The sequence below is a fragment of the Microbacterium sp. KR10-403 genome, from assembly GCF_040196215.1.
Classification (GTDB): Bacteria; Actinomycetota; Actinomycetes; order Actinomycetales; family Microbacteriaceae; genus Microbacterium.
Genome location: NZ_JBEGDC010000006.1, coordinates 1 through 12,473, shown reverse-complemented (window position 1 = coordinate 12,473; position 12,473 = coordinate 1). Strand labels below are relative to the sequence as shown.

The following is a 12,473-nucleotide window of genomic DNA, read 5'->3' as shown; positions in this document are numbered from 1 at the left end:
GTCTCACTGAGCCCGCGGATGCGAGGTCGCGTACACGTCACGCAGCGCGTCCGCGCTCACATGGGTGTAGATCTGCGTGGTCGCGACCGACGCGTGCCCGAGCAGCTCCTGAACGACGCGCACATCCGCCCCGCCCTGCAGCAGGTGGGTCGCGAACGAGTGCCGCAGCGTGTGCGGCGAGACATGAGCGCTCAGCTGGGCGCGCTCGGCCGCAGCCTGGATGACCAGCCACACGCTCTGGCGTGACAGCGGCGCTCCGCGCGCACCGAGGAACAGTCGGGGCGTCGCGCGCCCCCGACGCGACAGCTCGGGGCGCACCCGGGTGAGGTACGCGTCGACGGCTTCGCGTGCATACTGCCCGACGGGCACGATGCGCTCCTTCGAGCCCTTCCCGCGCACGCGCAGCACATCGCCGTGGGCGAGGTCGTCGACGTCGAGCTGCACGACCTCCGACACGCGCGCGCCGGTCGCGTACAGCAGCTCGAGCAGCGCCCGGTCGCGGATGCCCAGCGGCTCGGCGGGGTCCGGCGCCTCCAGCAGCCGCACGGCCTGGTCGACGGTGAGGGCCTTGGGCAGTCGCTGCGGCAGTTTCGGCGGACGCAGCCGTCCCGTCGGGTCCTCGGCCTCGATGCCCTCCCGCTGCAGGAATCGATGCAGCCCGCGTACCGACGACTGCAGACGGGCGAGACTGGATGCCGCGGGCCGGGGCTGAGCTCCGGACCGCTCCGCGATGAACTCGGTCACCCGTGCCGCCGTCACCTGCGCGCTGTCGGTGACGTCGTGCTGCGACATCCACTGCACGTAACCGGTCAGATCCCGCCGGTAGGCGCCCACCGTGTGCTCGCTCAGGCCGCGCTCGACCGTGACGTGGCGCAGGAACGCGTCCATCGCCCGGTCGAGCTGCACGGGATCAGCCCTCGCCGATGCCCGCGCCCACCGGCCGGGAACGCCGCGGCCACGGCGTGTCGCCGGGGACGAGGCTCTGCCAGTCGGCCGCCCGCGACGCGTGCGCCGCCAGTGCGCCGATCACGAGCGAAGGGTTCTGCACACGGCGTGCGAGCACCGCCGCCACGACGTCCTCGAGCGGCTCCCAGCGCAGCTCGATGTCGGCCTCCTCGGCCTCGCGCTCGAACGACTCGGCGGCCGGCGCGAGGTCACGGGCGAGATAGATGCGGATGCACTCGTCGCTGCCGCCGGGGCTCGTGGAGAACTCGGCCAGCACGTCCCACCGCGCGGCGGTCAGGTCGGTCTCCTCGGCGAGCTCACGCTGCGCGGCCGTCAGGGCGTCCTCCTGTGCGATGTCGAGGAGTCCCGCCGGGATCTCCCACTCGCGCGCGCGGACCGGATGCCGGTACTGCTTGATCAGCAGCATCCGGTCGTCTTCATCCAGTGCCAGCACCGCCACGGCGCCCGTATGGTCCATGTACTCGCGCACGATGGTCTCGCCGTTGTACGAGACCTCATCGCGGCGGATGTTCCACACCCGACCCTCGTACACGGTGTCGCTGCGCGTGACCGCGGCCTCGGCCGGCTCGTCCTGCAACGGTTCAGTCATCGTCGCCCTCGTCATCGAACAGCTCGCTCGCACGGTGGCGCACAAGTGCCGCCTCGACGAGTCCGCGGAAGAGCGGGTGCGCGCTGGTGGGCCGCGAGCGCAGCTCGGGGTGGGCCTGCGTCGCGATGTAGTACGGGTGCTCCGCGCGGGGCAGCTCCACGTATTCGACGAGGTTGCGATCGGGTGACAGCCCCGAGAACACGAGGCCCGCGTCGCTCAGCCGGTCGCGGTACGCGTTGTTGACCTCGTAGCGGTGCCGGTGGCGCTCCTCGACCCGGTTCGAGCCGTAGACCTCGGCGGCCAGCGACCCCTCCGCCAGATCGGCGGGGTACAGCCCGAGCCGCATCGTGCCGCCCAGATCGCCGGCGGCGATGATGTCGACCTGCTCGGCCATCGTCGCGATCACCGGGTCGGCGGTGTCGGGGTCGAACTCGCTCGACGAGGCACCGGCGATGCCGGCCACGTTGCGTGCGTACTCGATGACCATGCACTGCAGGCCGAGGCACAGTCCCAGGGTCGGGATGCCCTGCTCGCGCGCGAAGCGCAGCGCGCCGAGCTTGCCCTCGATGCCGCGGATGCCGAAGCCGCCGGGGACGACGATGCCGTCGAGGTGAGCGAGCGACTTCTGCGCACCCTCCGGCGTCTCGCACTCGTCGGAGGGGATCCACTCGATGCGGACCTTCGTCTCCTGGGCGAACCCGCCGGCCTTGACCGCCTCGGTGACCGAGAGGTAGGCGTCCGGCAGGTCGATGTACTTGCCGACCAGGCCGATGGTGACCTCGTGGCGCGGGTTGTGCACGGCGTCGAGGACCTTCTGCCAACGCGTCCAGTCGACCTCGCCGGCCTTCCCGGCCAGGCCCAGGCGGCGGGCGATGTAGACGTCCAGCCCCTGGTCGTTGAGCGTCGACGGGATGTCGTAGATGCTCGGCAGATCGACGGTGTTGACCACGCCCTCGATGTCGACGTCGCACATCAGCGCGATCTTCTTGCGGTTGCCGTCGCTGACCGGCCGGTCGCTGCGCAGCACGAGCGCGTCGGGCTGCACGCCGAGCTGGCGGAGGGCGGCGACGGAGTGCTGCGTCGGCTTCGTCTTCTGCTCACCGGAGGCGCCCATGTACGGCAGCAGCGACACGTGCACGAAGAACACGTTGTCGCGGCCGAGCTCGTGGCGCAGCTGGCGGGCCGCCTCGATGAAGGGTGTCGACTCGATGTCGCCGATCGTGCCGCCCACCTCGGTGATGATCACGTCGGGCTTGGGGTCGGCGTCTGCCTGCAGGCGCATGCGCCGCTTGATCTCGTCGGTGATGTGCGGGATGACCTGCACCGTGTCGCCGAGGTACTCGCCGGCGCGCTCGCGGGCGATCACGGTCGAGTAGATCTGCCCCGTGGTGACGTTGGCGGCCTGACTCAGGTCCACGTCGAGGAAGCGCTCGTAGTGCCCGATGTCGAGGTCGGTCTCGGCGCCGTCATCGGTGACGAAGACCTCGCCGTGCTGGAACGGGTTCATCGTCCCGGGGTCGACATTCAAGTACGGGTCGAGCTTCTGCATGACCACATGCAGTCCCCGCGCGGTGAGCAGATTGCCCAAGCTCGCGGCGGTCAGACCCTTCCCCAAAGAGGAGACGACACCGCCGGTCACGAAGATGTGCTTGGTGGTGTCGTCGTCGGTCGCCGTGGTGTCGACAAGAGGTCCGGAATCGCCTGAGCCTGAACTGTGCATCACGGGCTTCGATCCTATCAGTGCGAGGCTGAACGGTGGGTGCGTGTCGGCGTGTGCCGGCGTCGTGTCGCGATGAACATCCAGACGGCGGCTGCTGTGGCCAGTCCCGCGCTGCCCATGATCGGCAGGAACTCCGGCTCGTCGCCGGCCAGGTCGCGGGTCGCCCAGACGGTCAGCATCCAGGCGGCGACGGTGAGCCACGGCGTGATCCAGCGCGTCATGTCCCGGGGCGCCCCGGACACGCCCCGCCGCCCGCGGACGATGCCGATCAGTCCCGCCCCGACGGCGATCATCGCGCACAGTATCGGCAGCGCGATCGGCAGCGCACGCACTCCGGCGTCGGCGACGAAGGCCGCGTGCGACCCGGACGCGAACGTCGCCTCGGGGAACTGCAGCTGTGCGCCCAGGTAGTCGTCGTTCGACCAGAAGGGTCCGTCCTCCGTGACGCTGTGCGGCCACAGCCCGTCCTCGTCCGGCGCGAACCATTCGGCGTACTCCGTGCCGGATGCCGACCGTGCGGGTGCCCCGAAGTCGCGGACCCTCAGATCGGGCCACATGCCTCCGCCGAGCCAGCCGTGTCCGCTTGTCGCGGCATCCCGCACCCCGTCGGCGATCGTCAGCGAGAGCGACACCCCCTGCACGTCATGGTTCACTCCGGCCCAGCCGGAGTCCCATCCGGGGCTCAGCGCCGTCCAGCGCAGCCTCTGCTGCCATCGTCCGTCCTCCCAGACCTCGGCGACCGGGTCGTCGATCACGTAGCGGATCGTCACGTCGTGCGCGCCGGGCCACTCGTCCGGCAGCCGTGTGCGCAGCAGCGCCTGCCCCTCGAGACGGCTCTGTGAGAACCCCACCGGAGATCCGTCGACGGTCACCGAGGTCACGGTCAGCCCCATCCGGTGTCCGTTGACGGTGTCGTGCCACTGCCGCACGACCTGGGGCACGTTGCGGTAGCCCTCCCCCACGTCGGCGGTGATGTGCTCGGTGACCTCCAGCCGCGGGGCGCCGCCCGGGGCGCCGGTCAGCGTGGCGTCGGCCGCGAACGTGTTCACGAAGAAGCCGTACGCGCCGGCGACGACATCGCTGTCGTACCCCGCGTCGTCGAAGTCGTAGTGTGTGCTCGCGGGCACCCAGGTGACCACGGCGATGGCGGCGGGAACGGCCAGCACGGCCGCCGTCCGCAGTGCCAGCCGTCCACCGGACAGGAATCTCGGGTCGGCGGCGACGTCCGCGTCCAGGCCCTTCTGCGCGATGAGCGCGCGGACCAGACGCCCGGCACGACGCGGCGACGCGAACATCACCGTGTACGGCAGCAGCGGGTTCCTCAGACCGATCCGGTGCTCCGCGAGCGTCTGCTGCGCGTACAGGCGCAGCCCGAGCAGGTCCTCCTTCACGAGCGCGCCCTTGCGCGTGAGCGGACGGGCCGTGAGCGCGATGGTCAGAATGACGCCGGCGAGGAGCACCGACACCGCCACGACGGCCACCGGCCACCAGTAGCGGGACAGCGGCACCTGGTACGACAGCTGGCGCACAAGACCCCACTGCAGCACGGTCCACGCGATGGCCGCGCCGATGAACGACTCCCGCACGAACCCGCGCGGGACGCGCCGCAGTCCGCGCGTGAACGACTCACGCCACGCCGATCCGCCCACGTGGCGCCCCCATGCGAGCATCGCGTCGCCGGGTCTGCCCGCCTGTCGCGCGGCGCGCACCAGGCGCCGCTTGTCGGCCGCGCCGCCGCCGGTGCGATAGGCATCGAGCGCCTCGACGAGGGGAGTGTTCCGCACCGATCCCCACACCCGCGCCGCCAGAGCCGGGCTCACGGTGTCGGGCGGGTCCTCCCGGTACACGTACCAGGCGCGTCCGCGGGCATCCGACCAGGCGACGGCACGGGCCGCGAGGGCGAACAGCAGGGTCACCGCCAGGAGCAGCAGCGGCACGAACGGGCCGATCACCTGCACCCAGTAGAGGGCCGACGGCGCCGGCAGAGCGAACGTCCCGGGTTCGAACCCGAACCGGAACCAGAAGGTCGCGTACGGCGGGATGCTCTGGTCGTTCGTGAGGGTGTAGGTCACCGTGTCGGCCGTGGTGCGCTCCGCCTCCAGCCGGGATGAGTCCCCCGCCAGCAGCCACGAGAGTCCGCCCCGAGGTTGCCGCGAGTACTCGTCAGTGAGATCGCGCGGCACCGTGATGTTCAGTTCGGAGTGCGCGACCCCGTGCGCGAACGCCGGACCGTAGGCGTTCCACTCCCACAGCTGCTCGTCGCGGGCTGTTGAGTCGTCCTGAGCCGCATACGCCATATCGTGCAGCGTGTAGTGAAGCACGAGGTCGTGATCGCCGCGCAGCCCTGCCGGGTGCGGGATGTCGAAGACCACTCCGTCGGCGGTGGTTCGCGTGCGCGCATCGACCGCCGCCCCGTCGAACGTGGCACGAGCGAGGGTGGGTCGCAGATCATGCGACTCGTACTCTGCGGGGATCACCCGTTCGATCGTCTCGTCGCTCACGTCGTCGGGGAAGAAGGCGCTGATCCGCTCGGTCACATCGACCTGCAGTCGGCCGTCGTCGGTGCGATGCAGCACGTAGTCCGCCTGGAACGACCGGGCGATCCAGGTGTCGGTGACGTCCTCGGCGGACGCGGTGATGTCGTCGAAGCCGATCGGCTTGTTGATCACCGGGCCGAAGATCAGCAGCAGCCCGATGCCGACGATCATCGCCCAGACGAACCCGATGCCCCAGCGCAGGTTGACCGACCCGTGCGAGCGCACCCAGCGCTCCAGCCGGGTGAGTCGGGCCGACAGCCAGCGATAGAGCGGCGTGGGGCGACGCTGCTCCACGGCGATCGCGTCGGCGGGCATCCGCTCCCGCCGCTGCGGCCCCTCAGCCGTCACGAGCGCGCGGTCTCGAGCAGCTCCCGCGCATGCGTGAGAGCCGCCTGGGAATCCGCGAGACCGGACAGCAGCCGCGCCATCTCCGCCTCGCGGTCGTCGCCGTCCAGGCGCCGCACGCTCGAAGCGGTCACGGTGCCGTCGTTGTCCTTGACCACCGTCAGGTGATTGCCGGCGAACGCGGCGACCTGGGCGAGGTGCGTGACGGCGATGACCTGCGCCGATTCGGCGAGTCGCGCGAGCCGGCGCCCCACCTCGATCGCGGCGGCGCCGCCGATGCCGGCATCCACCTCGTCGAACACGAAGGTCGGAACGGGGTCGGTCGCCGCGATCACGACCTCGATGGCGAGCATCACCCGGCTCAGCTCGCCGCCGGACGCTCCGCGCGAGACCGACCGCAACTGCGCTCCCGGATGCGGCGCGAGCAGGATCGCCACTTCGTCGCGCCCGTGCAGCGAGGGAGCCGCCGGCTCCACGACGACCTCGAGCCGCGCGTCGGGCATGGCCAGCGCCCGCAGTTCTTCGGTGACGGCCTCGCCCAGCCGGGCCGCGGCGTCGACGCGCGCCGCGGTGAGCGCGGCGGCCGCATCGTCGAGAGTGGATGCCGCGGCCTCGCGCTCGGCGGTCAACCGGTCGATGCGGTCCGAATCGTCATCGAGTTCGACGAGCCGTGCCGAGCCCGTCTGCAGAAGATCGATCGCCGATGAGAGATCGCCGTGTCGGCGGATGAGCGCGCCCAGCTGCGCACGACGTTCTTCGACGGCCGCCAGCTCCGCGGGCCCGGACTCGTCCAGGTCGGCCAGGTATCCCGACAGCCCGGCGGCGAGATCCGCCGCGCGGTACGCGATGTCGGCGGCCTGCGCGGAGAACTCCTCGAGTGCGGGGTCGTTCTCCCCCGCACGTTCGAGCACGCGCCGGGCTTCGCCCGCGAGCACGCTGACGTCGGGCTGGTCGTCCTCGCTGGAGAGGGCGGCGTGGGCCGTTGCCGCGGCCATCCGCAGCTCTTCGATGTTCGCGAGCCGTTCGGCGCGCACCGTGAGCTCGTCGTCTTCGCCCGGCTGCGGATCGACCTGCTCGATCTCGGCGATGAGCGCCCGCAGCTCCTCCGCCTCGCGGGCACGTGCGTCGCGTTCGGTCACCAGTGCGGTCAATGCACGATCGATCTCCTGCCAGGCGGTGAAGCCTTCCTGGTAGGCCGTGAGCGCCGACGCCACGGGCTCGCGGCCGAAGCGGTCCAGCGCATCGCGCTGCGCGGCCGCCGAGCGCAGACGCAGCTGGTCGGACTGCCCGTGCATGACCACGAGCTGATCGGCCAGGTCGGCGAGCACGCCGGCCGGGGCGCTGCGCCCGCCCACCGTGGCACGGCTGCGGCCCTCGGCGGTGATCGTCCGCCCCACGTACAGCTCCGCGCGCCCCGCGCCCGAGGGCTCGACATCGCCGCCGGCGTCGCGCGCCCGCTCGGCGACGGGCCCGTCTTCGTCGACGAGCCACACGCCCTCCACCGACGCCTGCGCGGCACCGGCGCGCACCGCGCCCGAATCGGCACGACGGCCGAGCAGCAGACTCAGGCCGCTGATGACCATCGTCTTGCCGGCGCCGGTCTCTCCCGTGATGGCCGTGAAGCCGGGGCCGAGCGGCAGCGTCGCCTGCGCGATGACGCCGAGGTCCTGCAGGCGCATCTCCTCGATCATGCGCCGTTTCCCGTGCTCGGGCCGTCCCCGTTGCCACGCCAGCCGTCGACCGGCAGTCGGAACTTGCGCACGAGACGGTCCGTAAACGCGGCCGGGTGCAGCCGTGCGAGTCGCACGGGCTCATCGGCGCGCCGCACGACGACGCGGGCGCCGGGCGGTAGGTCGTGCGAGCGCCGTCCGTCGCACCAGAGCACGCCGACACCGTTCGTGCGTTCGAGCACCTCGATCGCGACCGAGGCCTCGGGCCCGACGACGAGCGGCTTCGCGAAGAGCGCGTGGGCCGACAGCGGCACCACCGAGATCGCCTCCACCGTGGGCCAGATCACCGGGCCCCCGGCCGAGAAGTTGTAGGCGGTGGAACCGGTCGGGGTCGACACGACCATCCCGTCGCACCCGAAGGTCGACAGCGGGCGGCCGTCGATCTCGACGACGACCTCGAGCATCCGCTCTCGGCTGGCTTTCTCGACGGTGGCCTCGTTCAGGGCCCAGGTCGAGTAGATCACCTGGCCCGCGGCATCCTTCACCCGCACCGCCAGGGTCATGCGCTCTTCGACGCGGTAGTCGCGGGCGATCACGCGGCGCACGGCGGCGTCCATGTCGTCACGATCGATCTCGGCCAGGAATCCCACATGCCCCATGTTGATGCCGAGGATCGGCGCGGCGCCCCCGCGCACCAGCTCGGCCGCACGCAGGATCGTGCCGTCGCCGCCGAGCACGATGGCGAGCTCGATGTCGTGGACGGTGACGTCCGTGCCCAGCACCGCCGTTGACGCGAACGCGCTGCGCCTCGACGCCAGTTCGTCGCGGTCCTCGGCGGCGAGCACGGGTCGCGCGCCGGCGTCGTGCAGGGCCCGGATCACCCGGGCTGCGGCTTCGACGGTGTCGTCGCGCAGGGCGTGCGCGACGACGAGGATGCTGCGCTGCTCGTCGCTCATGAGCCCCCTGTCAGTTCGTCCACGGTGTTCCTCCATTCTGACGGATCGGCGCCCGCCCCTGGTCGGAGGTGCACGACGTACTCGCGGTTGCCGTGGGTGCCGACGATCGGCGACGGGATGAGCCCGTGGGTGGCCAGGCCCGCGTCCCACGCCGACCACAGCACCTGCGCGACGGCATCGGCGCGCAGGATCGGGTTGCTGACGAGGCCGCCCTTGACGGCCGTGCGCCCGACCTCGAACTGCGGCTTGATCAGCAGCACGATGTCGGCGTCGTCGGTCGCGATGTCCCGCACCGCGGGCAGCACGTGACGCAGCGAGATGAACGACAGGTCGCCGGTGACCACCTGGGGCGCGGCGCCGGTCCCTGCCGCTTCCGCCAGCGTGTCGCGCGTCATGTACCGGACGTTGAAGCCCTCGATCGGGATGACACCGGGATCCGCGGCGATCTCGCGTACGAGCTGGTCGTGCCCCACGTCGACGGCGATGACCGGTGCGGCCCCGCGCTCGCGCAGCACCTGTGTGAACCCGCCGGTCGAGGCGCCCATATCGAGCGCGACGCGTCCGTCGACGGTCACCGCGAACGCGTCGAGTCCGGCGATCAGCTTGTGCGCGGCACGGCTCACATAGTGGTCGGGCGCGGCGACCGCGAGTGATGCGCCCTCGTCGACCGGCGTCGACGGCTTGTGCGCCGGACGTCCCTCGACGGTCACGACGCCCTGTGCGATGAGCGTCTGTGCGTGCGTGCGCGAGCGCGCGAGCCCGCGCGCGGCGAGAGCCTGATCGAGTCGCTGCGTCATGCCGACGGAAGACCCGCCGGTCCTGCGTCGAGCTCCCGTGCCAGGGCGTCGTGCAACTGGGCATAGGCGTCGGCGCGCTCCGACAGCGGCTGCTCCTCGATCACCCGCAGCCTGCTGATCAGCTCGTCGCGCTCGCCCGGTTCCATGTGCCCATGGTAGTCCGTGGCCCGTCTCCGGTCAGGGACGGAAGAACGGGTCGGCGTACAGTTCCTCCTCGACGCGGAAGCCGAAGATCGCACGTCCCGAGTCCCACACCGCGGCCGCGGCCGCCCGGACGAGGTCGATGGGCCGGGTTCCGGCATCCACCAGCCGCAGGTCGGCTCCGTCGATGCGCACGATCGCATCGCCGACGCGGGTCGTGTCACCGTCCGTGTGCGTGGTCGGGTACGGCTCGAACAGCTCGCGCAGGTCCTCGAGGATGAAGGTCGGCCGGCTCGCCGCGGGAGCCGCGAGCACGTGCCGGGGCCTGTCCACGCCGGTGAGGACGAGGACGGACGGGATGCCGGCGGCATGTGCGCCGGCGATGTCGGTGTCGAGCCGGTCGCCGATGAAGAGGGGATGCTGCGCCCCGAACCGCGCGACGGCCTCATGGTAGATCGGCGGTTCGGGCTTTCCTGCCACGGTCGCGAGGCGCCCCACCGCGGTGTGCACGGCGGAGACCAGCGTGCCGTTGCCGGGAGCGATGCCCTGTGCCTGCGGGATGGTCCAGTCGGTGTTGGTGGCGATCCAGGGGATGCCGCCTTCGTCCTCGGGAACCTTCAGCGCGAACGCGGCCTGGGCGAGGTCTGTCCACGCGACGTCGGGCGAGAAGCCCTGCAGCACAGCGGCGGGCGCGTCCGACGCGCTGCGCGTGACGGTGTAGCCGGCGCGCTCCACCTCGGTGACGAGTCCTTCACCGCCCACGATGAGGATCACCGCCGGGGCGGGCACCTTGGTGCGCAGCAGCCGCACCGCGGCCTGCGGGCTGGTGACGACGTCTTCCGGCGCGGTGCGGCTCAGCCCGAGCTCGCGCAGGTGCGCCGCGACGCTCGCATCGGTGCGTGAAGCATTGTTCGTGATGTAGCCGAGGCGGGCACCGCCCTCTGCCGCGCGCGTGAGGCTCTCGACAGCGTGCGGAAGCGCCCCGGAACCGGCATACACGACGCCGTCGAGGTCGGCCAGGATCGTGTCGACGCCGTCGAGGGGCGTGGACGTGGGACGGTGTCGCGAGAACAGCCCCATCAGTCGTCGGCCTCCTCGCCCGGTGCCTCCGCGGGTGTCGGCGGCTCGTCGTCAGCAGGCGCTTCGTCATCTGCGGGCACCTCGTCCTCGCCAGGCAGCTCGTTCTCGGGCTCGTCGAGCTCCTCGATGACGATGAGTTCGCTCTCGTCGACGCCGGCGGCTTCGTCGAGCGCTTCGGCAGCCACGTCGGCGAACTTCTGCCAGCGCGCGGCCTCGGCGTCACGGCCGAGCTCGTCGAGAACGGCGGCGCGCGCCGAGAAGAGTGCCGGGCTCCAGTCGAAGGCGCGCTCCGGATCCGCCTCGGGGATCTCGAGCTCCTGCAGCGCGCGCTGCGCATCGCCCAGATCGAGCCAGGCACCCGACATCGCAATGGCCAGATTCACGCGCACCTCTGTCGGCAGTGCGGCGCGGTCCACGGATCGCCCTTCTTCGAGCGCGCGCTCGGGACGGCCCATCCCTCGCTCGCTGTCGACCATCAGCGCGATCTGGTCGTCGCGCCCCGTCAGCCGGCGATAGGTGCGCAGCTCGCGCAGCGCCAGGGCGAAGTCCCCCGTCGCATACGCCGTGATCGCGACGGTCTCCCGCGCGACCGGAATGCGACCCGCGTGGCGGGATGCCGCCAGAGCGTGCTCGTGCGCGAGCGCGACGTCCTCGTCGATGAGCTGCGCGGCCATCGCCAGGTGCCGTGCGACCCGCTCGGCGTTCTCCTTGCTCAGGGTCTTCAGCTCGTTGCGCGCTGCGGGATGCAGATCGCGGGGCGTGATGTCATCCGGCAGACGCGGATCGAGCGGACGGTTCTCGCGCTCGCTCTGCGGCGGCCGCGTCGTACGCCGGTCATCGCGGCCCTCCACGCGGCCCCGCGCACCGCGGTCACCATACGGCTTCCGATCCGACCGGTCACCATACGGCTTACGCTCGCCCCGGTCACCATACGGCTTACGATCCGCCCCGTTGCCATACGGCTTACGGTCACGATCGCCATAGGGCTTGCCGTCTCGATTACCGTACGGCTTGCGATCACGGTCGCTGCCGTACGGCTTGCGATCACGGTCACCATACGGCTTACGATCGCCTCGATCACCATACGGCTTACGATCGCCTCGATCACCATAGGGCTTCCGATCCGCCCCGTTGCCATACGGCTTACGGTCACGATCGCCATAGGGCTTGCCGTCTCGATTGCCGTACGGCTTGCGATCACGGTCGCCGTACGGCTGACGATCACGGTCACCATAGGGCTTGCGATCGCCCCGATCACCATAGGGCTTCCGATCCGCCCCGCTGCCATACGGCTTACGGTCACGATCGCCATACGGCTTGCGATCGCGGTCGCCGTAGGGCTTGCGCTCACCACGTTCGCCGTAAGGCTTCTTGTCTCGGTGGCCGGTGCTGCGTTCCTGACCGTGCGCAGGGCGGCGCCGGTCTCCGCTGTCCCCCCGGTCGCTGCCGCTCTTCGCGCGCTCGTCGTCTTCAGCCACGTCGATACCTCATCTGCCGATTCTGCCGTAAAACAGAAATGGCCACCTCGAGGGTGGCCATTTCTGGAAAAATGTTCGGCGGTGTCCTACTCTCCCACAGGGTCCCCCCTGCAGTACCATCGGCGCTGAGAAGCTTAGCTTCCGGGTTCGGAATGTGACCGGGCGTTTCCTTCTCGCTATGGCCGCCGAAACTC

General features: G+C 70.9%; 10 protein-coding genes and 1 rRNA gene. All 11 read right to left on the bottom strand.

The genetic code is table 11. The features are described from left to right. Positions 1 to 3: 3 nt before the first annotated feature. Entirely contained in the window at positions 4 to 906 is a 903-nt protein-coding gene (gene xerD / locus ABMQ42_RS14265) for a site-specific tyrosine recombinase XerD (protein WP_349723664.1), read from the bottom strand. A gap of 4 nt (positions 907 to 910) precedes the next feature. Continuing rightward, on the bottom strand, positions 911 to 1,555 hold the full coding sequence (locus ABMQ42_RS14260) for an NUDIX domain-containing protein (RefSeq protein WP_349723663.1): 645 nt from the start codon (positions 1,553 to 1,555) through the stop codon (positions 911 to 913). After that, positions 1,548 to 3,275, bottom strand: a complete 1,728-nt coding sequence (pyrG, locus tag ABMQ42_RS14255) for a CTP synthase (protein WP_349723949.1) — start codon at positions 3,273 to 3,275, stop codon at positions 1,548 to 1,550. Before pyrG ends, ABMQ42_RS14260 begins: the two co-directional genes overlap by 8 nt. Before the next feature lie 17 nt (positions 3,276 to 3,292). Beyond that, entirely contained in the window at positions 3,293 to 6,160 is a 2,868-nt protein-coding gene (locus tag ABMQ42_RS14250; RefSeq protein ID WP_349723662.1) for a hypothetical protein, read from the bottom strand. After that, the gene (gene recN / locus ABMQ42_RS14245) at positions 6,157 to 7,848 is read right to left on the bottom strand and encodes a DNA repair protein RecN (RefSeq protein ID WP_349723661.1); all 1,692 of its coding nucleotides are present in this window, start codon (positions 7,846 to 7,848) and stop codon (positions 6,157 to 6,159) included. Before recN ends, ABMQ42_RS14250 begins: the two co-directional genes overlap by 4 nt. Further along, positions 7,845 to 8,783, bottom strand: coding sequence for an NAD kinase (locus ABMQ42_RS14240; RefSeq protein ID WP_349723660.1), 939 nt, complete (start codon positions 8,781 to 8,783; stop codon positions 7,845 to 7,847). Before ABMQ42_RS14240 ends, recN begins: the two co-directional genes overlap by 4 nt. Next, on the bottom strand, positions 8,780 to 9,580 hold the full coding sequence (locus tag ABMQ42_RS14235; RefSeq protein WP_349723659.1) for a TlyA family RNA methyltransferase: 801 nt from the start codon (positions 9,578 to 9,580) through the stop codon (positions 8,780 to 8,782). Before ABMQ42_RS14235 ends, ABMQ42_RS14240 begins: the two co-directional genes overlap by 4 nt. Next, positions 9,577 to 9,726, bottom strand: a complete 150-nt coding sequence (locus ABMQ42_RS14230) for a hypothetical protein (protein WP_349723658.1) — start codon at positions 9,724 to 9,726, stop codon at positions 9,577 to 9,579. The genes ABMQ42_RS14235 and ABMQ42_RS14230 overlap by 4 nt, the downstream gene beginning before the upstream one ends. Before the next feature lie 31 nt (positions 9,727 to 9,757). After that, the gene (locus tag ABMQ42_RS14225; RefSeq protein ID WP_349723657.1) at positions 9,758 to 10,801 is read right to left on the bottom strand and encodes an HAD-IIA family hydrolase; all 1,044 of its coding nucleotides are present in this window, start codon (positions 10,799 to 10,801) and stop codon (positions 9,758 to 9,760) included. After that, positions 10,801 to 12,279: a primosomal protein gene (locus ABMQ42_RS14220; RefSeq protein WP_349723656.1), complete on the bottom strand. Its 1,479-nt coding sequence runs from the start codon at positions 12,277 to 12,279 to the stop codon at positions 10,801 to 10,803. Before ABMQ42_RS14220 ends, ABMQ42_RS14225 begins: the two co-directional genes overlap by 1 nt. Before the next feature lie 73 nt (positions 12,280 to 12,352). Further along, positions 12,353 to 12,469, bottom strand: a 5S ribosomal RNA gene (gene rrf / locus ABMQ42_RS14215). Between the last annotated feature and the right edge of the window lie 4 nt (positions 12,470 to 12,473).

Excerpts from the sequence above, each read along its gene's own strand:
- ABMQ42_RS14260 (WP_349723663.1), bottom strand. The coding sequence starts at position 1,555 with ATGACTGAACCGTTGCAGGACGAGCCGGCCGAGGCCGCGGTCACGCGC.
- pyrG (WP_349723949.1), bottom strand. The coding sequence starts at position 3,275 with ATGCACAGTTCAGGCTCAGGCGATTCCGGACCTCTTGTCGACACCACG.
- recN (WP_349723661.1), bottom strand. The coding sequence starts at position 7,848 with ATGATCGAGGAGATGCGCCTGCAGGACCTCGGCGTCATCGCGCAGGCG.
- ABMQ42_RS14240 (WP_349723660.1), bottom strand. The coding sequence starts at position 8,783 with ATGAGCGACGAGCAGCGCAGCATCCTCGTCGTCGCGCACGCCCTGCGC.
- ABMQ42_RS14235 (WP_349723659.1), bottom strand. The coding sequence starts at position 9,580 with ATGACGCAGCGACTCGATCAGGCTCTCGCCGCGCGCGGGCTCGCGCGC.
- ABMQ42_RS14230 (WP_349723658.1), bottom strand. The coding sequence starts at position 9,726 with ATGGAACCGGGCGAGCGCGACGAGCTGATCAGCAGGCTGCGGGTGATC.
- ABMQ42_RS14225 (WP_349723657.1), bottom strand. The coding sequence starts at position 10,801 with ATGGGGCTGTTCTCGCGACACCGTCCCACGTCCACGCCCCTCGACGGC.